This window comes from Sphingomonas chungangi, from assembly GCF_013778325.1.
Classification (GTDB): Bacteria; Pseudomonadota; Alphaproteobacteria; order Sphingomonadales; family Sphingomonadaceae; genus Solisphingomonas; species Solisphingomonas chungangi.
On the sequence record NZ_JACEIB010000027.1, the window covers coordinates 728,470 to 750,841 of the forward strand.

The following is a 22,372-nucleotide window of genomic DNA, read 5'->3' on the forward strand; positions in this document are numbered from 1 at the left end:
GCCTCTAATGACCTATGCCTCCCCCAGCCTGCCGCACGGCGGCATGGTCTCGCTGAGCGAGCGGGCGATCGAGGAGCGACTGCAGGCCTATAACAGCGACGGCGCATTCGGGCAGCGGCTGGCCGCATTGTGGGGGCGCATCGGCGAGGATCTGGTCACAGTCTGCCGCCGCTGCTGGGACGAGATCGCAGCCCTTCCCGGCGTCGACCAGGACAGGCTTTCCGAGCGGATGCACGAGAGCCAGCGCCGCGCGCTGCGCGGTCCGATCGATGCCGAGTGGGTGCGCATGATTGCCCGCGAGGGCCGCATGATCGTCGAGCGTCAGATCCCAACCCCGGTCGTGGTGCAGTTCATCCATGCGATGGGCACCGCCATGCTCGATCTCGTTCGGGAGCGCTGCCCGGAAGACCGAGCCTTCGTCCGCGAGACGGCGGAGACGCTGCGTCTGCTGGGTTCGATCCAGCTCGAAATCCTCTTCTCGGAGATCACCAAGATCTATCGCGAACGCTCGAACGAGGAGCGCGCGTCGGCCGGCACCGCCTTCCGCGAGCAGATGACGGCGATCCTCGGTACCACGCTCTCCGATTCGTCGGTGCTGCGCGACCAGACCGTGCAGACCTCGCAGTCGGCGCGCGGCATGCTGGGCAAGGCCTCGGAAGTCGCCGCCGCCGCCGAGCAGTCGGCCGTCGCGATGCGCGAGGCGGCGCAGACCGCCGCCGGCCTGATCCGCGCCATCGAGGATGCTCGCCGCGAGGTCGAGATCGCCGCCGGCGTCGCCACCCGCGCCGCCGACCAGTCCACCCAGGCGGTGGTCGTCGCCGATGCGCTCTCCGGCCACGCCCAGGCGATCGAATCGATCCTCGGCCTGATCCGCGACATTGCCGGCCAGACCAACCTGCTCGCGCTCAACGCCACGATCGAGGCGGCGCGTGCCGGAGACGCCGGCCGCGGCTTCGCGGTCGTCGCGCAGGAGGTGAAGAGCCTCGCTTCCCAGACCGCGCGCGCCACCGACGACATCGCCGCCAAGATCGCCGCGATCCAGTCCGCCTCGCGCCAGACGCTCGACGTCAACGGCTCGATCCGCGACATTGTCGGCGAGGTGCAGACCTCCGCCCAGCGCATCCGCGAGGCGATGGAGGCGCAGGCCCAGACCGTCACCATGATCACCGCCGCCGTCGACGAGACCGCGCTCGCCGCCGACTCGATGTCCGGAACCATCGCCGCCATCCGCGTCGATACTGAGGCGGTCGCCTCCGACATCGATCGCATCGAATCGGGCTTCCGCTCGGTCGACGATCAGCTCGCCCGCCTCGAGAGCACCACGGGAGAATTCGTCAGTCGCGTCGCGGCCTGACACCACGCATCCATTCCGCACGCGGCACGTTCCGGCCATAGGCGACACCAGATCGCCCGGCTGGAGACGTTCCCATGAAGCGTGCGCTCATCCCCCTCGCCCTCGCCCTCCTTCTTGCCGGGTGCGGCGAGAAGGCGAAGCAGGACGTCTCGGCGGAAGAAGGTCCGAACCCCACTCTCCTGCCCGAGGTGCATCACCTCATCCCTACCGTCTCGATCGCCAAGATCATCGGCTGGAAGGATGATGAGACGCCCACCCCTGCGCCCGGCCTGAAGGTGGACGCCTTCGCGCGCGGGCTCGACCATCCGCGCTGGCTGCTGGTGCTGCCCGATGGCGACGTGCTGGTCGCCGAGAGCAACGCCCCGCCCAAGCCCGACGATGCCACCGGCCTGCGCGGCTTCTTCGAGCGGATGGCGCTGAGGAAGGCGGGTGGCGCTTCGCCCAGCCCCAACCGCATCCTCCTGCTGCGCGACACCAACGGCGACGGTGTGGCGGACCAGAAAAGCGTGTTTCTTTCCGGACTGAACTCGCCCTTCGGCATGGCGCTGGTCGGCGACACGCTCTACGTTGCCGACACCGACGCGCTGCTCGCCTTCCCGTACAAGACCGGCGATACCGCCATTACGGCCAAGCCGCGCAAGATTACCGACCTGCCCGCCGGCACGATCAACCACCACTGGACCAAGAACGTCATCGCCTCGCCGGACGGATCGAAGCTCTACGTCACCATCGGCTCCAACTCGAACGTCGACGAAAAGGGCATCGCGGTGGAGAAGGATCGCGCCCAGATCTGGGAGGTCGATCCCAGGACCGGCGCGCACCGCACATACGCCGCCGGCATCCGCAACCCCAACGGCATGGGCTGGACGGCGGACGGCACGCTGTGGACAGTCGCCAACGAACGCGACGAGCTGGGTTCCGACCTCGTGCCCGATTACCTGACCTCGGTGCAGCCCGGCGGCTTCTACGGCTGGCCCTGGCGCTACTGGGGCGATCATGTCGACAAGCGGGTGAAGGATCCGGAGCCCGATTATATCGACGAGACGCGCAAGCCCGATTACGCGCTGGGCGCCCACACCGCCTCACTCGGCCTCACCTTCGCCGACGGGCAGAAGCTCGGCCCGGCTTTTGCCGGCGGTGCCTTCGTCGGCCAGCACGGATCGTGGAACCGCAAGCCGCCGTCCGGCTACCGGGTGATATTCGTGCCCTTCGCGGGCAACCGCCCGACCGGCGCCAAGCCCGTCGACGTGCTGACCGGCTTCCTCGCGCCCGACGGTACCGAGACCCACGGCCGTCCGGTCGGCGTGACCATCGCGAAGGATGGCGCGCTGCTGGTGGCGGACGACGGCGGCAATGCGATCTGGCGCGTGACCGGCGCGACGCCGGCGGGAGCGACTGCCCCGCTTGCGCGTTGAACCGGGATCAGGCTTGCGCGCAGGTGAACATGGCAATCAGCACCGGTTCAGCCGCACACGCCTAGACATGGAATGCTGAAACGAATCGAGAGGTGTCGTCATGCGTATTGTTCCCATTGCCCTTGCCGCTGCCACGGCGCTGGCCGGCACCGCGGTCGTCGCCACCCCTGCCTCGGCACGGACCTTCGTGTCGGTCGGCTTCGGTGCCCCGGCCTATCCGGCTTATTACGGCGGCGGCTATTACCCCGCTTATTACGGCGGCTATTACGCCCCGCCGCCCGTCGTTTACGGCGGCTATTACGGCGGCTGGCACCGCCGTTACTATGGCGGTTGGCATCGTGGCTGGTATGGCCACGGTTATCGTGGCGGCTGGCACGGTCGCCGCTGGTAAGACCTTCCTTGGCGATCGAAAAAAGGTCGGGTGGAGACGCCCGGCCTTTTCTTGGCGAAGCTGGCCGGACGATTGCCCTCCTATGAACATGCCTCTCAGCGCGAGTTCACGCGGCCGGTCTTAGAGTGAGTCGTGTCATGAGAAGAAGGAGTATCGTCATGCGCACGGGTCTTACCATGCTTGCTGCCGCCATCACGCTCGGCACGGCGGCGATCGCCGCCGCCCCTGCCTCTGCCCACGATTACGGCTACGGCCGCGGCTATCGTCACCACCACGGCTGGGATCGTGGCGACCGCTGGGATCGCCATCGCGACTGGCGCCGCGACCATTGGCGTCACGAGCGAGAGCGCGAGTGGCGCCACCATCATCGCCACTATGGCTATAACGGCTATGAGGGCCGCGGCTATTACGGCTGGTAACGGCTGACGACGAAGGGCCGGGCGGAAACGTCCGGCCCTTTCCTCATGCGGTCGCGAACAGCTTGGCCGGATCACGGAAGGCCTTGAACTCCAGCGCGTTGCCCGAAGGATCACGGAAGAACATCGTCGCCTGCTCGCCCGGCTGGCCGACGAAGCGGATATGCGGCGCGATCCCAAAATCGGTTCCCACCGCCTCCAGCCGTTCGGCGAGCGCGTGCCATTCCCCCCAGCCCAGGACGACGCCGAAATGCGGCACCGGTACATCATGCCCGTCGACCGGGTTCGAGGCGACATCGGCCGACACCCGCCCGCTATCAAGATGCGCAACGATCTGGTGACCGTAGAGATCGAAATCCACCCACGAATCGCTGCTCCGTCCCTCCGCGCAACCGAGCGTGCCGCCATAGAAAGCGCGCGCCGCTGCGAGATCGTGGACCGGAAAAGCGAGATGGAAGGGGCGCAGGCTCATAAGGTCAATATAGCGCTTACCGAACCGAGCTTGGAACAAGGCCGAAAGTTACGAGATCACAACGACATACCAAGGTCGAAGCGGCAATACTAACCATGTCCGGAAAGGTTCGGGAAAGGCGCGCACCGCACTTTCGTCCGTGCCGGTGATCCAATCGGGGGGCGCCGGCCGGGGACGAGTAACATGGCTAAGGTTAACAAGTGGGTCGCGGGCCTCGTGCTCGCGGCGATGGGGGCGGCTGCGCCTGCGCAGGCGGGCTGCTGGACAGCACGCGAGACAGGTGCCGCACAGGTCCGCGACATGCAGACAATGCTGATGGTGGCGGCGCTGCGGTGCCGCGCGGCGCATATCGACATCTCGGCGGACTATGACGGCTTCGTGATCGCGCAGAAGGATGCGATCGCGGCGGCCAATTTCGTGATCAAGCAGCATTTTGCGGCCGCTGGCGGCAACCAGACGGATTACGACCGCTTCGCCACGTCGCTCGCCAACGTGTTCGGCGACGATGCCACCACCGAGGCGACCTGCGCCGAGGCGGCGGCGCTGGCGCACGAGGGGTCGGCGGCGGCGCCCGCCCAGCTCGAGCAGGTGGCCGAGTCGCGAGTCTTCCCGGCCTCGCTGCCCGGCGGCGCCTGCGCGGCTCCGGCGACACCCGTCGTGATGGCGGCCGCCATGCCGGCGAAGGAGGAGGCCCTGCCCCCGGTGGTCGCGCTCGCCGCGCCTCCGCCCGTGCAGCAGCCGGTCACGCTGCCGGCCGACGTGGTCGCGGCACTGACGGTGCTGGCGCACTACAAGGCAGCCGAAGCTGCGCCCGCCGCCGCCAGCGTAACGCAGACGGCGCTCGCCACGTCGACGCACTGACTTTGACGGGTCCTCTCCCGCGAAAGCGGGAGAGGGCTGCTCGCGCGGCTTCCTTTCGCGCGCGCAACCGTCTAGCGGGCGCCCATGGCTCCGTTCGGAATCGCGCTGCTTCTCGGCATCCTCTCCGCCTTCGGCTTCGCGCCGTTCAATCTCTGGCCACTGACGCTGCTGGCTTTCGGCCTGCTCTATTTGCCGCTGACGAAGGTGGAGCGGGGCTGGCGCGCCGCGCTGATCGGCTGGCTGTTCGGCCTGGGCCAGTTCGTGTTGGGGCTGGACTGGATCGCCAAGGCCTTCACCTACCAGGCCAACATGCCGGCGTGGCTCGGCTGGGTCGCGGTCGTGCTGCTCTCCTGTTATCTCGCCATTTATCCGGCACTGGCGGTGTTCGCCGCCTGGTGGGGAACGCGGAGGCTGCGTGGCGGCGCAGCGACCATGGCCCTTCTGTTCGGGGCGGGCTGGGCCGTGTGCGAATGGCTGCGCGCCACCGTCTTCACCGGTTTCCCCTGGAACCCCGTCTCCGTCTCGATGGTCGATCTGCCGCTGGCGCACGCCGCGCGCCTCGTCGGCACCTATGCGCTGTCCGGGCTGGTGGTGTCCTCGGCCGGCTTCATCGTGATCCTCGCGATGCGGCCGAAGGAAGCGCTCACCCGCAAGACGATCGCCACCGCGACCAACGTTCCCGCCGCGATCGGCCTCGGCCTGCTGATCGGCCTCTATGTCGTGCCGGCGCTGCTCCGGCAGTTTGCGCCTCCCCCGCCTCCGCCCTTCCCCAAGGGGCCGGTGGTCCGCATCATCCAGCCCAATATCGATCAGGGCGAGCGCTTCGATCCGCAGCAGGCGGCCAAGCATCTCGCGCTGGAGCAGGCGCTGTCCGGCGTCCCCGGAGACAAGCCGCGCCTGATCCTGTGGCCCGAATCCGGCATCGAGCAGAACGTGCTCGAGGACCCGGCCGCCCGCGAGCAGGTCGCCTCGATCCTCGGCCCCACCGACTTCCTGATGGGCGGCGGCGAATCCCCGATCCGCGACAAGACGGGCGAGGAGATCGAAGCCGGCAACAGCATCTTCACGATCGGCTATGGCGGCGCGCTCTACGCCCGCTACGACAAGGCGCATCTCGTGCCGTGGGGCGAATATCTGCCGATGCGCCCGCTGATGAGCGCGCTCGGCCTCTCGCGCCTCGTCCCCGGCGCGATCGACTTCCGCCCCGGCCCCGGCCCCGCAACCATCGACGTGCCGGGCTTCGGCAAGGTCGGCATGCAGCTCTGCTACGAGATCGTCTTCTCGGGCCGTGTCGTGAACGAGGTCTATCGGCCGGACTTCATCTTCGCGCCATCGAATGATGCCTGGTTCGGCCGGTCCGGCCCACCCCAGCATCTCGCCCAGGCGCGGATGCGCGCGATCGAGGAAGGGCTGCCGATCGCCCGCGCTACCCAGAACGGCATATCGGCCCTGATCGACGCCGACGGCCGCATCCTCCATTCGATCGACGCCCATCAGAGCGGCATGATCGAGCTTCCCCTTCCCGCGCCCCGCCCGGCCACCCCTTTCTCGCATATGGGCAACTGGGCGGTGGGGCTGATAGCCCTGCTTCTCGCCGGGCTGGCATTTGCCGCTAGGCGATATAAGGATAGCTTTATATAGAGCTTCCCTTAAATCGTCCGTTGGCTTCCGAGGATCATCCGACCTTATGCGCAGTGACTATCTCTTCACGTCCGAGTCCGTGTCCGAGGGCCATCCGGACAAGGTCGCCGATCAGATTTCCGACGCGATCGTCGATCTCTTCCTCTCCAAGGACCCGGAGGCGCGCGTCGCCTGCGAGACGCTGACGACCACCAACCTGGTGGTGCTGGCCGGCGAAATCCGCGGCAAGGGCATCATGGACAAGGAAGGCAATTGGGCGCCCGGCATCCAGGCCGAGATCGAGGAGGCCGTGCGCGGCACGGTGAAGCGGATCGGCTACGCGCAGTCCGGCTTCCACTGGCAGGAATTCCGTTTCGAGAACAACCTGCACCCGCAGTCCGCCCACATCGCGATGGGCGTCGACGAGAGCGGCAACAAAGATGAGGGCGCGGGCGATCAGGGCATCATGTTCGGCTACGCCACCGACGAGACGCCCGGCATGATGCCGGCGACGCTCTATTACAGCCACAAGATCCTCGAGACGATGGCGGAGGATCGCCATTCGGGCGCCGCCCCCTTCCTCGAGCCCGACGCCAAGAGCCAGGTGACGCTGAAGTACGAGAACGGCGTGCCGGTGAAGGCGACGGCGCTGGTCGTCTCCACCCAGCATTCGGCCGAGCTTTCCAACGAGGCGGGCCAGGCCAAGCTGCGCGACTATGTGAAGGGCGTGTTCGCCAAGATTCTGCCCGAAGGCTGGTTGCCCGCCGAGGAACAGATCTACGTCAACCCGACCGGCCTGTTCGAGATCGGCGGCCCGGACGGCGACGCGGGCCTCACCGGTCGCAAGATCATCGTCGACACCTATGGCGGCGCGTCCCCCCACGGCGGCGGCGCCTTCTCGGGCAAGGACCCGACCAAGGTGGATCGCTCGGCCGCCTATATCGCACGCTACCTCGCCAAGAACGTGGTCGCCGCCGGCCTCGCCAAGCGCTGCACGATCCAGTTGAGCTACGCGATCGGCATCGCCGAGCCGCTTTCGATCTACGTCGACACGCACGGCACCGGCACGGTGGACGAGGCGAAGATCGAGGCGGCTCTGCCCAAGCTGGTGCGCCTGACGCCGAAGGGCATCCGCGAGCATCTCGGCCTCAACAAGCCGATCTACCAGAAGACAGCCGCCTACGGCCATTTCGGCCGCGACGCCGAAGGCGATTTCTTCCCGTGGGAAAAGACCGACCTCGTCGACAAGCTGAAGGCGACGATCTGATCGGTGTCGCGGGGCCGGCCCGGCATTCTCCGGCCCCGCAACGAACTTCCGAAAACTTGATCCCGATTAGCAACGGATATCCGTTTCGCTGCTAGGGTGCATTCTATCGTCTCCGGGGGGAGCGATCAGGCGTCGGCCCGTGGCCCTGTTTCCGCCGCCGGCCGACGACGGAGCGCGCCTATGCACTATCGCCTCTATGGGCTGAATCCGACTACCGGCAGGATCATGCAGGGTCGTGACATCGCTGCCGAAACCGACCGCGAGGCGATCGCGGCGGGGCGCGGCATCCATCCCCACGATCCCTTCGAGATCTGGTGCCGATCCCGCCGCGTGTTCAGCAGCGCGGAGAGCGACGCGGCATCCACCGCCTGAGTCGCACTGGCATCGGCGCGCGGAGTCGGGCAGCATCTCGCCATGGCCCGCCTCATCGCCTTGATCCGCGGCATCAACGTCGGATCGACCCGCAAATTGCCCATGGCGGAGCTTCGCGCTGCCTGCGCCGAGGAAGGTCTGGGTGAGGTGAAGACCTACATCCAGAGCGGCAACGTCGTGCTCGATCATGGCAGCGCGAAGGATGTCGAGGCGGCGCTCGCCAAGCTGATACACGCCCGCTTCGAGCTGGACGTGCCGGTGGTCGTCCGCACCGCCGCGCAGTGGGACAGGCTGATCGAGACCTGTCCCTTCCCCGATGAGGCGAGGGAGGCCCCCAAGGCGCTCCACCTGCTCGCGTGCAAAGAGCCGCCGCAAGCGGACGCGATCGAAGCGCTGCGCGAGCGCGCGAAGCATGGCGAGAAGATCGCCGCCTGGGGCACGCGCGACATCGCGCTCCACTTCACCAACGGCGTAGCGGATTCGAAGCTGGCGCCGACACTGATCGACCGACTGGTCGGCGCGCCCGCCACCGGTCGCAACTGGAACACGCTGCTCAAGCTGCAGGAGATGGCGACCGGGGGCTGAGCGTCAGCGCGCCGCAATCGCATCCAGCGCGCGGTTGAGCGCCAGCACGTTGACGTGCGGATCGCCGAGGAAAGCCAGGATCGGCGTGTCGACCGACCGCCGCACCAACGCCTTCACCTGTGCCGGATCGAGGTGACGCGCGGTGGCCACCCGGTCCGCCTGATACAGAGCCGCCTCGGGGCTGATATCGGGATCGAGGCCCGAGGCGGAGGTGGTGACGAGGTCGGGTGGAATCGGTTTCCCCGTCACGGGAAGCCTGGCGACGTCGCCCTTCACGCGATCGGCGAGCGCCTGCGACGTCGGCCCGAGATTGGAGCCTGACGAGGCAGTCGCATCATACCCCTTGCCGGCGGCGGATGGACGCGGGTGGAAATAGCGGTCACTCGCGAAATTCTGGCCAATCAACGTGGAGCCGATAGCCTTGCCGCCCCGCTCGACGAGGCTGCCGTTCGCCTGATGCGGGAAGGCGACCTGCGCAACGCCGGTGATGGCGAGCGGATAGGCGATGCCGAGCGTCAGCGCGAACAGCCCGGTCATGACGAGCGCGGGGCGGAGTGAGGTGGTGAGATCGTTGCTCATGATATGATCCTCAGGCGAGGTGCAGGCCGCCGACCAGCAGGTCGATCAGCTTGATGCCGACGAAGGGTGCGATCAGGCCGCCCAGCCCGTAGATAGCGAGATTACGGCGCAGCAGCGGGCCGGCACCGATCGGGCGGTACTTCACGCCCCTGAGCGCAAGCGGCACCAGCAGCGGGATGATCAGCGCGTTGAAGATGATCGCCGACAGGATCGCCGACTGCGGGGTCGCGAGGCCCATGACGTTGAGCACCTTCAGCCCCGGATAGATCGCCACGAACATCGCCGGGATGATCGCGAAATATTTCGCGACGTCGTTGGCGACCGAGAAGGTGGTGAGCGCGCCGCGCGTCATCAGCAGCTGCTTGCCGAGGCCGACGACCTCGATCAGCTTGGTAGGGTCGCTGTCGAGATCGACCATGTTGCCCGCCTCGCGCGCCGCCTGCGTGCCGGTGTTCATCGCCACGCCGACATCGGCCTGGGCGAGCGCGGGGGCGTCGTTGGTGCCGTCTCCGCACATCGCGACGAGCTTGCCGCCGGCCTGCTCCCTGCGGATGAGGTCCAATTTGTCCTCGGGCGTCGCCTGCGCGAGGAAATCGTCGACGCCCGCCTCGGCGGCGATGGCGGCGGCGGTGAGCGGGTTGTCGCCGGTGATCATCACCGTGCGGATGCCCATCTTGCGGAGTTCGCCGAACCGCTCCTTGATGCCGGCCTTCACGATGTCCTTCAGCGCGATCGAGCCGAGCAGGCGGCCGTCCTTCGCGACCGCCAGCGGGGTCATGCCGGCGCGGGCGATTTCCTCGGTGGCACGGCGCAGATCGGTGGCGGCGGTGGAATCGCCCATGCCCGCATGGGCCTTGAGGATCGAATCGACGGCGCCCTTCTCGATCAGCGTCTCGCCGAATTTTACGCCCGAAATCCGGGTCTGTGCGGTGAAGGGGATGATCTCCGCGCCATCGGGTAGCGCTTGCGTCTTCACGCCGAAGCTCTCGCGGGCGAGCAGCACGACAGAGCGCCCCTCGGGTGTCTCGTCGGCGAGGCTGGCGAGCAGAGCCGCCTCGGCCAACTCGGCCTGCGTCACGCCGGTGACCGGGCGGAACTCCGTCGCTGCGCGGTCGCCGATGGTGATCGTGCCGGTCTTGTCGAGCAGCAGCGTATCGACGTCCCCCGCCGCCTCCACCGCGCGGCCGGACTTGGCGAGCACGTTGAAACGCACCAGACGGTCCATCCCGGCAATGCCGATCGCCGAGAGCAGGGCCGCGATCGTCGTCGGGATCAGCGTGATCAGCAAAGCCGCGAGGATCGCCACCGGCACCGCGCCGCCCGCATAGGCGGTGAAGCCGGGAATGGTGCCGACCGCGATCAGGAAGATGATCGTCAGGCCGACAAGCAGGATGGTGAGCGCGATCTCGTTGGGGGTCTTCTGCCGCTCGGCGCCTTCGACCAGGGCGATCATGCGATCGAGGAAGCCCTGGCCGGGATCGACGGTGACGCACACCCTGATCTGGTCCGAGATCACCCGCGTGCCGGCGGTGACGGCCGATCGATCGCCGCCCGCCTCGCGGATCACGGGCGCGCTCTCGCCGGTGATCGCGGCCTCGTTGACCGAGGCGACGCCCTCCACAACCTCGCCGTCGGCGGGGATCAGATCGCCGGTCTCGACCAGCACGACGTCGCCCTTGCGCAGTGCGCTCGCGGGCACTGGCTCGATCGACGAGCCTTTCATGCGCTTGGCGGTCAACTCGGCCTTGGTGGCGCGGAGCGAGGCGGCCTGCGCCTTGCCTCGTCCCTCGGCGAGTGCCTCGGCGAAGGTGCCGAACAGTACGGTCAGCCAGAGCCAGACGACGAGCTGGAGCTTGAAACCAACGCCGAGGCCGTCATGCTCCACCACCAGCAGGATGGTGAGCAGGGCGGCCACGCAGGCGGTGACGAACATCACCGGGTTGCGGACCAGCTCCTTCGGATTGAGCTTGCGGAACGAGTCGCCCACCGCAGGCAGGATCAGCTCGGGCGTGAAGAGAGTGGCGGAACGGGCCATTGTCGTGACCTTCAGAAGAGCTGGCCGTGGATCATCGCGAGATGATCGGCGATCGGGCCGAGCGCGAGGCTGGGCAGGAAGGTGAGGCCGCCGAGGATCAGCACGATCCCGACCAGCAGGCCCACCCACAAAGGGCCGGTCGTCGGGAAGGAGCCCGCGCTCTCCGGCGTATATTTCTTGCCGGCGAGCGATCCGGCGACCGCCAGCATCGGCACGATGATGAAGAAGCGGCCGATCCACATCGCCACCGCCAGCATGCCGTCATAATAAGGCGTGCTCGCGGTCAGCCCGGCGAAAGCGGAGCCGTTGTTCCCGACCGCGCTGGTGAAGGCATAGAGGATTTCCGAGAAACCATGCGGCCCCTTGTTGAGCGGCCCGGCGAGGCCCGGCGCGACGACGCTGGAGATCGCCGTCATGCCGAGGATGACCAACGGCAGCACCGCGATCGCCAGCACCGCGAGCTTCACCTCGCGCGCCTCGATCTTCTTGCCGACATATTCGGGCGTGCGGCCCACCATCAGCCCCGCGACGAACACGGCGAGGATGGCGAAGAGCAGGAAGCCGTAGATTCCCGCGCCGACGCCGCCGACCACGACCTCGCCAAGCTGGATGTTGAACAGGGGAACGAGGCCGCCGAGCGCGGTGAAGCTGTCGTGCATGGCGTTGACCGCACCGCACGAGGCGGCGGTGGTGACGGTCGCGAACAAGGCGGAGGCGGCGGCGCCGAAGCGCACCTCCTTGCCCTCCATGTTGGCGCCTGGGACGCCGAGATGGTGGAGCACGGGGTTGCCAGACGCCTCCTGCCAGTAGCAGACGGCCACTCCGGCGAGAAAGATCAGCACCATGGCGGAGAGGATCGCCCAGCCTTGCTTCGTATTGCCCACCGCCTTGCCGAAGCACCAGGTGAGGCCGAAGCCGATCAGGAAGATCGACAGCATCTGCACGAAATTCGTGAGCGCCGTCGGGTTTTCGAACGGGTGCGCGGAGTTGGCGTTGAAGAAGCCGCCGCCGTTGGTGCCGAGCATCTTGATCGCCTCCTGCGAAGCGACCGGCCCCAGCATCAGCGTCTGCTTGACGCCCTCCAGCGTGGTGACGTTCGCCGAGGCGGCGAGCGTCTGCGGCACGCCGCTGGCGACGAGATACAGCGCGTAGAGACAAGAGATCGGCAGCAGCAGGTAGAGCGTGATCCGGGTGCAATCCGCCCAGAAATTGCCGATTCCCTTCGCCTCGTGCCGCGCGAAGCCACGGAACAGCGCGAAGGCGAGCGCGATGCCGGTCGCGGCGCTCATGAAGTTGTGGATGGTGAGGCCGAGCATCTGGCTGAGGTTCGACATGGTCGACTCGCCCGAATAGCTCTGCCAGTTGGTGTTGGTGGTGAAGCTCACCGCCGTGTTCGCCGCAAGATGCTGGGGCAGGCCGGCAAATCCCATCGGGTTGAGCGGCAGCAGCACCTGCAGGCGCAGGATCGCGTAGGTGAACAGCATCAGCACCGCGTTGAGCACCAGCATGTGCACGGCGTAGCGGCGCCAGCTCTGCTCCTCGTCCGGATCGATGCCGGACAGGCGGTAGAAGCCGCGCTCGACGGGGCCGAGCACGGCATGGAGCGGCGTGCGGCGGCCTTCGTAGAGCGCGAACAGCCAGTCGCCGACCGGCTTGGTCAGCGCCAGCAAGACACCCACGAAGGCGAGGATCAGGATCCAGCCTGAAACGGTCATGTCAGTGTCTCCAGGCTCAGAATCGCTCGGGCCGGAGCAGCACGGCGACGAGATAGACGAGAAGGCCGGCAGCGGTCAGCCCGGCGAGCCAGAGGTCGAGGGTCACGGCGTGCGCCTCAGGCGTGGTCGCACAGGCGGACATAGGCGAGCGTCGCCGCCAGCAGCCCGACCATGGCGGCGATCCAGAGAAAGTCCTGCATAAGGATGTGTCCGGATGAAAGGAGACCGCGGATGAGCGTCCGCCAGCCGTCGCCGGCAGCGACGACAGTGGATTAGGCGCGATGGTCGTAGGGATTCGAGACCGGGCCGGTGCCGCCTGCATAAGATCGGCATAGGATTCGCGCGGCGTAGCGGCGCGCTGTTCGAACGAGGACGGGTGACCCCGCACTCGATGAGGCAGGATCACCCGTCGTCGGAATCGGTACTCACCGCGTCGCGCGGAAAGCTCAGGAGATCAGCAGCGCACCCGGTGACGACCGATCGCATGACCCAGCAGCGCGCCGCCGCCGGCGCCGATGATCGTGCCGGTGGTGCGGTCACCGGGGCCGGCGATGGCATTGCCGGCCAGGCCGCCCGCCAGCGCGCCTACGATCGCGCCGGTGCCGCCGCCGCTGTGGCAGTGGCCGTAATAGCCGCCGCGGTAATAGCCGCCCCGTCCGTAATAACCATGACCACCATAATAGCCCCGGCCGCCGCCGTAATAGCCGTGATGGCCACCCCAGCCGCCGCCGTGGCCGTAATGGCCGCCACCGCCCCAGCCATGATGGCCGTGCGCCTGCGCCGGCGCGACCGAGCCCGCTGCGATCATGCTCGCAAGTGCAGCAGCAGTGGCGAATTTCCTCAACATCCTGTCACTCCCATTCGTCTGGACACCAACGCCTTAGCATCGTGCCCTTGAGCGATGCCTGAACTGGATCGTCAGCATCGGTTCAGGGTCGAAACGAACAAAATGGAGCGAAGTTTCGAATCCCGGCGCTTGCCGGCTGGCTCATTGCGCATTGCGGAATTGAAATGCGTCCAAATGCGCATTTCCGTCTACCAATCGACCATAGGGCGCTGCCCAACGCGATCTTTCCATGATACTTTCATCCCGCGGCGCAACAAAATCGCCGTTCATGAAGGGAGTCTTCGATGAAAACGACGAAGTTGATGGCCGTTGCTGCCGTCACGATGCTCGTCGCGCAGTCGGGCGTCGCGGCGGTTCGTCCGTCGACCGTCCAGCTGTCGCCGATCGCCGTGGCGCAGATGAACGCCGGTGCCCGTATCGGTACCACCGCCAAGGGCAAGCGTTCCGACGTCGTGCAGGGCGGTGTGCTCGCTCTTGCGCTCGTCGGTGCGGCCGGCGCGGGTGTCGGCATCGCCGCCGCCGCCGGTGCGTTCGACGACAATAACAAGTCGACGAGCCCGTAACCGTTTCATACGCTTTGCCAAAGAAGCCCCGTCTGCCCCGTGCAGGCGGGGCTTTTCATTTCCGGCCGAACAGTTTCTCGATGTCGCCATGGCCGAGCTTTACCCAGGTCGGACGGCCATGGTTGCACTGGCCGGAATGGGGCGTGACCTCCATCTCGCGCAGCAGCGCGTTCATCTCGGCGACAGAGAGGATGCGGCCGGCGCGCACCGATCCGTGGCAGGCCATCGTGCCCGCCACCGCATCCAGCTTCTCGCGCAGCGACAGCGCCTCGTCATAGGCGGCGAGCTCGTCGGCGAGCTCGGTAACGAGGCCGCGCACGTCGGTGCGGCCCAGCATCGCCGGCACAGCGCGGACCAGCATCGCTCGCGGACCGAAACGATCGAGCTCCAGCCCCATCGCGGTGAGCTCCTCCAGTCGCGTCTCCAGACGGTCGCAGCCCGTCTCGTCGAGCTCGACCACCTCGGGCAGCAGCAGCGCCTGCGACGCCACGCCGCCGTCCGCCATCGCGCGGCGCATCCTCTCCAGCACCAGGCGTTCGTGCGCGGCATGCTGGTCGACGAGGACCAGGCCGTCCTCGGCTTCCGCCACGATGTAGGTCGCCGCCACCTGCCCGCGCGCGATGCCGAGCGGGTGCTCGACGGCGGCGGGCGGGGCCGAGACGGCCACCTCCGCCCTGCCCTGCGGCGCCGGCGCGGCAGGAGCATGAGAGAAGGATGGCCGCGAGTCCCAGACGCCATATTGGCGCTGCTCGACCGGCAGGGGCAGAGCCGCCGCAATCGGCGCCATCGGCTCCGACTGCCACGCCGCCAGCGCATCCGCAGCCGGGCGCTGGACGCTGCGATGGCCGGCCGCGTCCAGCGCAGCGCGCAGCCCCCCCACGATCAATCCCCGGATCTGGGCCGGCTCCCGGAAGCGGACTTCGGTCTTCGCGGGGTGGACGTTGACGTCGACCTCGCTGCCCGGAAGCGTGATGAACAGGGCCACCACCGGATGCCGGTCCCGCGCCAGCATCTCCTGATAGGCCGCGCGCACCGCGCCGACGAGCAGCCGGTCGCGCACCGGCCGGCCGTTGACGAAGAGATATTGGTGGTCCGCCACGCCCCGGTTGAAGGTGGGAAGCCCGGCGACGCCTTCAAGCCGCACCTCGCCCCGCGCGTGATCGAGTACCACGCTGTTGCCCGCCAGCTCGCGATCGGTGAGCGCCGCCACCCGCTGCGGCTCGCTCTCGCCCGGCGGGACGGAGAGCACGCGGCGCCCGTCATGCTCCAGCGTGAAACCGATCTCCGGCCGCGCCATCGCCAGACGCTTCACGACATCGACGCAGGCCGCATATTCCGATCGCGCCGATCGCAGGAACTTGCGCCGCGCAGGCACCCGATCGAACAGCGCCTCCATCCGCACCCGCGTACCGGGCGGGAGCGCCGCCGGCCCCTCGGCCGCGACCATGCCATTATCGACGACTCGCCGCCAGCCATCCGCCCCCTTGACGCGGCTTTCGATGATCAGCCGCGCGACACTGGCGATGGAGGGCAACGCCTCACCCCGAAAACCAAGCGTTTCAACCGCTTCGATCGCATCGTCAGGCAGCTTCGAGGTGGCGTGCCGCTCCAGCGCCAGCGCCATCTCGGCGGGCGTCATGCCGCAGCCGTCGTCCGCCACCTCCACGGATGACAGCCCGCCATCCCCTAGCGTCACGGAAACCCGCGTGGCGCCTGCGTCGATCGCGTTCTCGACCAGTTCCTTCAACGCGCTGGCCGGCCGTTCCACCACCTCGCCCGCTGCGATGCGGTTGATCAGATGCTCGGGGAGGCGGCGTATTGACATGGCACAAGTCCTAGCCCAAGCGGCTGGCTTCCGCGACCACTTGCGATCAGAGGTTTTTCGGCCGCTTTTCGGGGGCGGTGGAAGCGGTGCATCCGGATCATGCCGGCCACGGGGCCAGGCCGGCGATAGTGGGCGAGAGCGGGCACACGATGTTGTTCAGTCGTTTCTTCAAATTCATGTCGCACGACATGGCGATCGATCTCGGGACCGCCAACACGCTGGTTTACCTGCGTGGGCGGGGCATCGTGCTGAACGAGCCGTCGGTGGTTGCGATCGAGACCATCCAGGGCGTCAAGAAGGTTCGCGCCGTCGGCGAGGACGCCAAGCTGATGATGGGCAAGACCCCCGGGACGATCGAGGCGATCCGCCCACTGCGCGACGGCGTGATCGCCGACATCGACGTCGCCGAGCAGATGATCAAGCACTTCATCCACAAGGTGCATGGCGGCAAGATGCGCGCCTGGCGCTTCCCGGAGATCGTGATCTGCGTGCCGTCGGGCTCCACCTCGGTCGAGCGCCGCGCGATCCGTGACGCCGCCTCCAACGCCGGCGCCAGCCAGGTCTTCCTGATCGAGGAGCCGATGGCCGCCGCGATCGGCGCCGACATGCCCGTCACCGAGCCGGTCGGCTCGATGGTGGTCGACATCGGCGGCGGCACGACGGAAGTCGCCGTGCTGTCGCTGCGCGGCCTCGCCTACACCACCTCGGTGCGCGTCGGCGGCGACAAGATGGACGAGGCGATCGCCTCCTACGTCCGCCGCAACCACAACCTGCTGATCGGCGAATCGACCGCCGAGCGCATCAAGAAGGAAGTCGGCATCGCCAAGATGCCCGCCGACGGCATTGGCGAGACGATCCACATCAAGGGTCGCGACCTCGTCAACGGCGTGCCCAAGGAGATCACGATCAACCAGGGCCAGATCGCCGACGCGCTGGCCGAGCCGGTCGGCACGATCGTCGAGGGCGTGCGCATCGCGCTGGAGAACACCGCGCCGGAGCTCGCCGCCGACATCGTCGACCAGGGCATCGTGCTGACCGGCGGCGGCGCGCTGCTCCAGGGCATCGACGAGGTGCTGCGCGACGAGACCGGCCTGCCCGTCACCATCGCGGACGATCCGCTCACCTGCGTGGCGCTCGGCACCGGCCGCGCGCTCGAAGAGCCGATCTATCGCGGCGTCCTGCTGACCGCCTGAGGCATCCCACAGAGGACATCTTGCCCATCAACCCGTTCGTGCTGAGCTTGTCGAAGCACTGTCCTTCCTTCTTCCCGAGAGAAAGGCAGCCCTTCGACAAGCTCAGGGCGAACGGAGATTTTGTGGCTGGCGGAGTGGCATCATGAAGGCCCCGTCCCGCAACAAGCGGCCCGGTTTTTCCCGGCGTGCGCAATACGGGTTGTTCTTCAGCTACGTGATCGCGGTGACGGGAATCCTCGTCGGCCTGGGGCTGGTGGTGATCGCGCACGTCGATCCGACAGGCTTCGGCGTTATCCGCGGCGGCGCGCTGGATGCGACCGCGCCGATCTCCAGCGCGGCGCGCGGCGTGGTGCGCGGGGCAGGCAAAGTCGTCGACGGCATCGGCGCCTATTTCTACGCCGGCTCCAAGAACGCCGAGATGGCGCGCGAGCTGGATCGCGACCGCGCAGCGCTGGTGCGCGCGCGCATCCTCGCGCTGGAAAACGAGCGGCTGCGCAAGATGCTCAAGCTGGTCGACGATCGCGGCGGCTCGGTCGCCGTGGCGCGCATCGTCGGCTCGAGCGGGGTGAGCAGCCGCCGTTATGCCACGCTCGATGCGGGCCGTGCGCAAGGCGTCGAGCCCGGCCAGCCGGTGCGCTCGCCCGAGGGGCTGGTCGGCCATGTCGTCGATGCGGGCATGATCGCCTCGCGCGTGTTGCTGATCACCGACAGTTCCAGCGTCGTCCCCGTTCGCCTCGCGCGCGGCGGCGCTCCTGCTCTTGCGGCCGGTCGTGGCGACGGATCGATCGAGATCCGCCCGCTGGGTGCCGGCGGCAATCCCTTCAACCGGGGCGACATCGTGCTGACCTCGGGCACCGGCGGCCTCTATCCGCCCGACGTTCCCGTAGCCGTGATCCTCAGCAAGGACGGCGACGTCGCGGTGGCCTGGCCGCTCGCCAACCCGGCGCAGCTCGATTACGCGACGGTGGAGCAGCCCTTCGCCGGTCTCCCGCCGCCGCCCGAGCCCACCAAGACCGCCAAGCCCTGATGCGTGCGCCGGCCAGCTCCGCGCCGCCCACCCGCGCCATCGAGATACGCGCGCAGGTGGTGCCGATCGTCTCGACCCTGCTCGGCTCGGCGACCGCGCTGATGCCGACCGTCGCGCTCTCCCCCACATGGCCGCCGCTCGGCCTGCTGATGCTGCTGGCGTGGCGGCTGCTGCGCCCGGAAATCTGGATGGCGTGGATCGGCCTGCCGCTCGGTCTTGCGGATGATCTGCTGACCGGGCAGACGCTGGGCACGGGGATGGTCACATGGACGGCGTGCCTGCTGCTCGCCGATTTGGTCGAGGGACGGTTGCTCTGGCGCGATTACTGGCAGGAATGGCTGCTCGCCGCGATCGCCATCGCCTTCGCGATGGTCGCGGGCTGGGCGATCGCCTGCTGGACGGGCGGCGCCACGCCGATCCGGCTGATCCTGCCGCAGATCGCCATCTCGATCCTGTGCTTCCCGATCATCGGGCGGCTATGCGCGCGTCTCGACCGCTGGCGGCTGGCGATCGGGAAAATCCGCGCACAGGATTGAGCCTTTGAACTTCGGCAAGCCTCCGCGCGGCGGGCGCCTCGTCACCGAGGCGCAGCAGACATTCTCGTTCAGCCGCCGTGCGCTGTTCGTCGGTGCCGCGCAGGGCGCGATCGGCGCCGTGCTGGTCGGCCGCATGGCGTGGCTGACCATCGCCGAGCACGACAAATATGCCGCGCTTGCGGAGAGCAACCGCGCCCGCTCCACGCTGATCCCGCCGCGCCGGGGCTGGATCATCGATCGCACCGGCCAGCCGATCGCGATCAACCGCTCCGATTTCCGCGTCGACCTGATCCCCGATCTGCTCGACGATCCCAAGCGCGAGATCGAGCTGCTCCAGAATCTCCTCCAGCTCGCGCCGGAGGATATCGAGCGGCTGCAGGACAATCTGCCCAAGGCGGCGGGCTTCCAGCCCGTGCAGGTGGCCGAGGATCTCGACTACGAGCATTTCGCCGCCGTGAACCTGCGCCTGCCGGACCTGCCCGGCGTGGTGCCGGCGCGCGGCTTCTCGCGCTCCTATCCGGCGGGGCCGGCGGTGGCCCATCTGATCGGCTATGTCGGATCGGCGTCGGCGGAGGACTATAAGAAGGACAAGAACCCGCTCCTCATCACGCCGGGTTTCAAGATCGGAAAGCAGGGGCTGGAGAAGAGCTTCGACCATTTCCTGCGCGGCCAGCCCGGCGCCAAGCCGTCCGAGGTCACGGCGCGCGGCAAGCTGGTGCGCGAACTGCCCGCCAGGGCCGAGACGCCCGGCAACACTCTCCAGCTCACCATCGACGCAGGATTGCAGGATTACATCGCCGAGCGGATGGGCGACCAGTCCGGCTCGGCGGTGGTGATCGACACGCAGACCGGCGACATCCTCGCCATGGTTTCGATGCCGGCCTACGATCCCAACAGCTTCTCCAAAGGCATCAGCCACGACGAGTGGAACATGCTGTCGGCCAACGATCACCTGCCGCTCGTCAACAAGACGCTACAGGGCCTCTATCCGGCCGGCTCGACGGTGAAGCCGATGAACGCGCTGGCGCTGCTCGAGGCCGGCGTGTCGCCGGACGAGACCGTCGCCTGCTCGGGCGCGTTGCGCGTCGGCAACAGCTTCTTCCATTGCTGGCGGCACCAGGGCCACGGCGCCATCAGCATGCACCGCGCGATCGAGCAGAGCTGCGACATCTATTTCTACCAGATGTCCCGCAAGGTCGGCACCAAGGTATTCGCCGACATGCTCAAGCGGCTCGGCCTCGGCGAGAAATATCCGCTGCCCTTCGGCTCCCAGCGCTACGGCACGGTGCCGGATCCGGATTGGAAGCTGAGGAAATACCACAAGGAATGGACGGTCAGCGACACGCTGAACTCGTCGATCGGCCAAGGCTACACGCTGGTCAACCCGCTGCAGATCGCGGTGGCGGCGGCGCGCATCGCCAGCGGCAAGACGCTGATCCCGCGCGTCGTCCACCGCCATTCGGACCAGCCGCCGCAGAGCATGGGCGTCTCGGCCGAGCATCTCGCCATCATCCACTCAGCGATGGGCGACGTGGTCGGCCCCGGCGGCACGGCGAACAGCGCGCGCATCCAGGTGCCGGGCGTCGCGATGGGCGGCAAGACCGGCTCGGCGCAGGTCCGTCGCATCAGCATGGCCGATCGCGCTGCCGGCCGGGCGCAGGCGCTCGGCACGCAGGGCGAATGGAAGCTGCGCGACCACGGCCTGTTCATCTCCTTCGCGCCGGTCGAAACCCCGCGCTACGCCGCCGGCATCATTCTAGAACATGCGGGCCACGGCGCCGCCGCCGCGCAGATCGCACGCGACGCCTACACCTATCTGTTCGACAAGCAGCGCGCGCTCGACACGCTGGCCAAGCTGCAGCCGAGCTGGGGCGGCGACATCGACACCCGGATGGCCAAGGAGAAGGCCGACTGGGCGGCGCAGCAGGCCGCGCTCGCCCAGCCCCAAGGCGCCCCCGCCGACGAGGGCGACATGGGCGCGCAGGCCAATGCCGCACAGCCGCCGGACAGCTCGGTGGCGACCGCCGTCGCACCACCTTCGGAGGCACCCGACAACACGCAGGATACCGCCGCGCCTGCGAACACCGCCGTCCCCGCCAACGAGGCGACGCCCGAATGATCCGCAACTCGCTCGTCCCCGCCCCTCTGGCGCAATTGCCGTGGAAGGTGCTGTTGACGGTGATCGGCATCACCGCCTTCGGCCTGACCGTGCTCTATTCGGCCGCCGGCGGCAGCCTCCAGCCCTGGGCATTGGGACAGGGCGCGCGTTTCTGCCTGTTCCTCGGCATGTCGATAGCGATCTCGCGCCTGCGCGAGGAACAGATCAAGCAGGCGGTCGCGCCCGCCTACGTGACGCTGATCCTCGCACTGATTGCAACCGAACTGCTCGGCAAGGTGGCGGGCGGCAGCCAGCGCTGGCTCAACCTCGGCATCATCCGCCTCCAGCCTTCCGAGCTGATGAAACCGCTGATCGTGCTGACCCTCGCCCGCTTCTACGATCTGCTGCCCGCCGGCGAGATTCGACGCTGGACGGCAATCTGGCCCGCCTTGCTGCTGATCGGCGTGCCGGCGGGCCTGATCCTGATCCAGCCCGACCTCGGCACCGCGACGATGGTGACGCTGGGCGCGCTCGTCACGATGTTTATGGCCGGCCTGCCGCTCCGTCTGTTCATCGGTGGCGTGCTGGCCGCGATCCCGCTCGGCGCGGGCGCGTGGAGCATGCTCCACGATTACCAGCGCAACCGCATCCTGATCTTCCTCGATCCCGATCTCGATCCGCTCGGCAAGGGCTATCACATCACCCAGTCCAAGATCGCGATCGGATCGGGCGGCATCTTCGGCAAGGGCTTCCTGAACGGCACGCAGAGCCACCTCGATTATCTGCCCGAAGGCCAGACAGACTTCGTCTTCGCCACAATGTCCGAGGAATGGGGGCTGATCGGCGGCGTGATCCTGATCTGCGCGTTCCTGGGCGTGGTGTGGTGGGGCATGGGCGTCGCCCAGCGTGCGGAGACCCGTTTCGGGCGGCTTTCCGCGGCAGGGTTGGCCACCACCATCTTCTTCTACGTAGCGGTGAACCTGGCGATGGTGATGGGCTTGGCTCCCGTCGTCGGCGTGCCCTTGCCACTGGTTTCCTACGGCGGATCGGCGGTGATGACCGTGCTGATCATCCTCGGCCTGCTGATGGCGATCGACCGCAGCCAGCGCCGCCCGGGCGGCGCCTTCGGATAATTTCGCGGACACAACACAAAGCAGTTTACAGCCGGAGATTCGGTTGCTAGTTGGCCGCCTCCCAACGA

22 protein-coding genes are annotated in these 22,372 nt (G+C 67.7%); 15 read left to right on the plus strand and 7 right to left on the minus strand.

Going from position 1 to position 22,372, the window contains the following annotated elements:
• Positions 1–7 precede the first annotated feature (7 nt).
• From HZF05_RS21380 to HZF05_RS21395, 4 genes are all read left to right on the plus strand, one after another.
• Entirely contained in the window at positions 8–1,354 is a 1,347-nt protein-coding gene (locus tag HZF05_RS21380) for a methyl-accepting chemotaxis protein (RefSeq protein ID WP_246332119.1), read from the plus strand.
• A 74-nt stretch (positions 1,355–1,428) separates the two neighbouring features.
• The gene (locus HZF05_RS21385; protein WP_160364469.1) at positions 1,429–2,769 is read left to right on the plus strand and encodes a PQQ-dependent sugar dehydrogenase; all 1,341 of its coding nucleotides are present in this window, start codon (positions 1,429–1,431) and stop codon (positions 2,767–2,769) included.
• A gap of 100 nt (positions 2,770–2,869) precedes the next feature.
• The gene (locus HZF05_RS21390; protein ID WP_181638935.1) at positions 2,870–3,160 is read left to right on the plus strand and encodes a hypothetical protein; all 291 of its coding nucleotides are present in this window, start codon (positions 2,870–2,872) and stop codon (positions 3,158–3,160) included.
• A 158-nt stretch (positions 3,161–3,318) separates the two neighbouring features.
• On the plus strand, positions 3,319–3,579 hold the full coding sequence (locus HZF05_RS21395) for a hypothetical protein (RefSeq protein WP_160364470.1): 261 nt from the start codon (positions 3,319–3,321) through the stop codon (positions 3,577–3,579).
• 43 nt (positions 3,580–3,622) lie between these two features.
• Here HZF05_RS21395 and HZF05_RS21400 read toward each other — a convergent pair whose 3' ends face one another.
• Positions 3,623–4,048 (minus strand): VOC family protein, encoded by a 426-nt coding sequence (locus tag HZF05_RS21400; protein WP_160364471.1) that lies wholly within the window; start codon positions 4,046–4,048, stop codon positions 3,623–3,625.
• Positions 4,049–4,231: 183 nt separating this feature from the next.
• Between HZF05_RS21400 and HZF05_RS21405 the strand changes: the two genes are divergently transcribed.
• The 5 genes from HZF05_RS21405 to HZF05_RS21425 all read left to right on the plus strand — a co-directional run bounded on the left by HZF05_RS21405 (position 4,232) and on the right by HZF05_RS21425 (position 8,753).
• Positions 4,232–4,909, plus strand: a complete 678-nt coding sequence (locus HZF05_RS21405) for a hypothetical protein (RefSeq protein WP_160364472.1) — start codon at positions 4,232–4,234, stop codon at positions 4,907–4,909.
• Positions 4,910–4,993: 84 nt separating this feature from the next.
• Complete coding sequence (gene lnt / locus HZF05_RS21410; protein ID WP_160364473.1) at positions 4,994–6,550, plus strand: apolipoprotein N-acyltransferase; 1,557 nt, start codon at positions 4,994–4,996, stop codon at positions 6,548–6,550.
• Between the two features lie 46 nt (positions 6,551–6,596).
• Positions 6,597–7,796, plus strand: a complete 1,200-nt coding sequence (metK, locus tag HZF05_RS21415) for a methionine adenosyltransferase (protein WP_160364474.1) — start codon at positions 6,597–6,599, stop codon at positions 7,794–7,796.
• 180 nt (positions 7,797–7,976) lie between these two features.
• Positions 7,977–8,168: a hypothetical protein gene (locus HZF05_RS21420; RefSeq protein ID WP_160364475.1), complete on the plus strand. Its 192-nt coding sequence runs from the start codon at positions 7,977–7,979 to the stop codon at positions 8,166–8,168.
• 42 nt (positions 8,169–8,210) lie between these two features.
• Positions 8,211–8,753, plus strand: coding sequence for a DUF1697 domain-containing protein (locus HZF05_RS21425; RefSeq protein WP_160364476.1), 543 nt, complete (start codon positions 8,211–8,213; stop codon positions 8,751–8,753).
• Positions 8,754–8,756: 3 nt separating this feature from the next.
• On the opposite strand, the gene kdpC is transcribed toward HZF05_RS21425, so the two are convergent.
• The 5 genes from kdpC to HZF05_RS21450 form a co-directional block, all read right to left on the minus strand.
• Complete coding sequence (gene kdpC, locus HZF05_RS21430; protein WP_160364477.1) at positions 8,757–9,332, minus strand: potassium-transporting ATPase subunit KdpC; 576 nt, start codon at positions 9,330–9,332, stop codon at positions 8,757–8,759.
• Between the two features lie 10 nt (positions 9,333–9,342).
• Entirely contained in the window at positions 9,343–11,367 is a 2,025-nt protein-coding gene (gene kdpB / locus HZF05_RS21435) for a potassium-transporting ATPase subunit KdpB (RefSeq protein WP_160364478.1), read from the minus strand.
• An 11-nt stretch (positions 11,368–11,378) separates the two neighbouring features.
• Entirely contained in the window at positions 11,379–13,082 is a 1,704-nt protein-coding gene (kdpA, locus tag HZF05_RS21440) for a potassium-transporting ATPase subunit KdpA (RefSeq protein WP_160364479.1), read from the minus strand.
• Positions 13,083–13,098: 16 nt separating this feature from the next.
• Positions 13,099–13,188: a K(+)-transporting ATPase subunit F gene (gene kdpF / locus HZF05_RS22240; protein WP_160364480.1), complete on the minus strand. Its 90-nt coding sequence runs from the start codon at positions 13,186–13,188 to the stop codon at positions 13,099–13,101.
• Between the two features lie 348 nt (positions 13,189–13,536).
• Positions 13,537–13,929, minus strand: a complete 393-nt coding sequence (locus HZF05_RS21450) for a glycine zipper 2TM domain-containing protein (protein ID WP_160364481.1) — start codon at positions 13,927–13,929, stop codon at positions 13,537–13,539.
• A 284-nt stretch (positions 13,930–14,213) separates the two neighbouring features.
• Here HZF05_RS21450 and HZF05_RS21455 point away from each other — a divergent pair, with 284 nt between their 5' ends.
• Positions 14,214–14,492, plus strand: a complete 279-nt coding sequence (locus tag HZF05_RS21455) for a hypothetical protein (protein ID WP_160364482.1) — start codon at positions 14,214–14,216, stop codon at positions 14,490–14,492.
• Between the two features lie 55 nt (positions 14,493–14,547).
• On the opposite strand, the gene mutL is transcribed toward HZF05_RS21455, so the two are convergent.
• Positions 14,548–16,317, minus strand: a complete 1,770-nt coding sequence (mutL, locus tag HZF05_RS21460; RefSeq protein ID WP_160364483.1) for a DNA mismatch repair endonuclease MutL — start codon at positions 16,315–16,317, stop codon at positions 14,548–14,550.
• Positions 16,318–16,466: 149 nt separating this feature from the next.
• Here mutL and HZF05_RS21465 point away from each other — a divergent pair, with 149 nt between their 5' ends.
• The 5 genes from HZF05_RS21465 to rodA all read left to right on the plus strand — a co-directional run bounded on the left by HZF05_RS21465 (position 16,467) and on the right by rodA (position 22,304).
• Positions 16,467–17,510: a rod shape-determining protein gene (locus tag HZF05_RS21465; protein ID WP_160364484.1), complete on the plus strand. Its 1,044-nt coding sequence runs from the start codon at positions 16,467–16,469 to the stop codon at positions 17,508–17,510.
• 142 nt (positions 17,511–17,652) lie between these two features.
• Entirely contained in the window at positions 17,653–18,537 is an 885-nt protein-coding gene (locus HZF05_RS21470; protein ID WP_160364485.1) for a rod shape-determining protein MreC, read from the plus strand.
• Positions 18,537–19,073, plus strand: a complete 537-nt coding sequence (gene mreD, locus HZF05_RS21475; RefSeq protein WP_160364486.1) for a rod shape-determining protein MreD — start codon at positions 18,537–18,539, stop codon at positions 19,071–19,073. The genes HZF05_RS21470 and mreD overlap by 1 nt, the downstream gene beginning before the upstream one ends.
• Positions 19,074–19,077: 4 nt before the next feature.
• A complete protein-coding gene (mrdA, locus tag HZF05_RS21480; RefSeq protein ID WP_160364487.1) occupies positions 19,078–21,192 on the plus strand; it encodes a penicillin-binding protein 2 in 2,115 nt (704 codons plus the stop codon).
• Entirely contained in the window at positions 21,189–22,304 is a 1,116-nt protein-coding gene (gene rodA, locus HZF05_RS21485) for a rod shape-determining protein RodA (protein WP_160364488.1), read from the plus strand. The genes mrdA and rodA overlap by 4 nt, the downstream gene beginning before the upstream one ends.
• Positions 22,305–22,372 lie beyond the last annotated feature (68 nt).

What these genes read in the sequence shown, in the direction of transcription:
- HZF05_RS21380 (WP_246332119.1), top strand. Translation starts at nt 8, where the DNA reads ATGACCTATGCCTCCCCCAGCCTGCCGCACGGCGGCATGGTCTCGCTG.
- HZF05_RS21385 (WP_160364469.1), top strand. Translation starts at nt 1,429, where the DNA reads ATGAAGCGTGCGCTCATCCCCCTCGCCCTCGCCCTCCTTCTTGCCGGG.
- HZF05_RS21390 (WP_181638935.1), top strand. Translation starts at nt 2,870, where the DNA reads ATGCGTATTGTTCCCATTGCCCTTGCCGCTGCCACGGCGCTGGCCGGC.
- HZF05_RS21395 (WP_160364470.1), top strand. Translation starts at nt 3,319, where the DNA reads ATGCGCACGGGTCTTACCATGCTTGCTGCCGCCATCACGCTCGGCACG.
- HZF05_RS21400 (WP_160364471.1), bottom strand. Translation starts at nt 4,048, where the DNA reads ATGAGCCTGCGCCCCTTCCATCTCGCTTTTCCGGTCCACGATCTCGCA.
- HZF05_RS21405 (WP_160364472.1), top strand. Translation starts at nt 4,232, where the DNA reads ATGGCTAAGGTTAACAAGTGGGTCGCGGGCCTCGTGCTCGCGGCGATG.
- lnt (WP_160364473.1), top strand. Translation starts at nt 4,994, where the DNA reads ATGGCTCCGTTCGGAATCGCGCTGCTTCTCGGCATCCTCTCCGCCTTC.
- metK (WP_160364474.1), top strand. Translation starts at nt 6,597, where the DNA reads ATGCGCAGTGACTATCTCTTCACGTCCGAGTCCGTGTCCGAGGGCCAT.
- HZF05_RS21420 (WP_160364475.1), top strand. Translation starts at nt 7,977, where the DNA reads ATGCACTATCGCCTCTATGGGCTGAATCCGACTACCGGCAGGATCATG.
- HZF05_RS21425 (WP_160364476.1), top strand. Translation starts at nt 8,211, where the DNA reads ATGGCCCGCCTCATCGCCTTGATCCGCGGCATCAACGTCGGATCGACC.
- kdpC (WP_160364477.1), bottom strand. Translation starts at nt 9,332, where the DNA reads ATGAGCAACGATCTCACCACCTCACTCCGCCCCGCGCTCGTCATGACC.
- kdpB (WP_160364478.1), bottom strand. Translation starts at nt 11,367, where the DNA reads ATGGCCCGTTCCGCCACTCTCTTCACGCCCGAGCTGATCCTGCCTGCG.
- kdpA (WP_160364479.1), bottom strand. Translation starts at nt 13,082, where the DNA reads ATGACCGTTTCAGGCTGGATCCTGATCCTCGCCTTCGTGGGTGTCTTG.
- HZF05_RS21450 (WP_160364481.1), bottom strand. Translation starts at nt 13,929, where the DNA reads ATGTTGAGGAAATTCGCCACTGCTGCTGCACTTGCGAGCATGATCGCA.
- HZF05_RS21455 (WP_160364482.1), top strand. Translation starts at nt 14,214, where the DNA reads ATGAAAACGACGAAGTTGATGGCCGTTGCTGCCGTCACGATGCTCGTC.
- mutL (WP_160364483.1), bottom strand. Translation starts at nt 16,317, where the DNA reads ATGTCAATACGCCGCCTCCCCGAGCATCTGATCAACCGCATCGCAGCG.
- HZF05_RS21465 (WP_160364484.1), top strand. Translation starts at nt 16,467, where the DNA reads ATGTTGTTCAGTCGTTTCTTCAAATTCATGTCGCACGACATGGCGATC.
- HZF05_RS21470 (WP_160364485.1), top strand. Translation starts at nt 17,653, where the DNA reads ATGAAGGCCCCGTCCCGCAACAAGCGGCCCGGTTTTTCCCGGCGTGCG.
- mreD (WP_160364486.1), top strand. Translation starts at nt 18,537, where the DNA reads ATGCGTGCGCCGGCCAGCTCCGCGCCGCCCACCCGCGCCATCGAGATA.
- rodA (WP_160364488.1), top strand. Translation starts at nt 21,189, where the DNA reads ATGATCCGCAACTCGCTCGTCCCCGCCCCTCTGGCGCAATTGCCGTGG.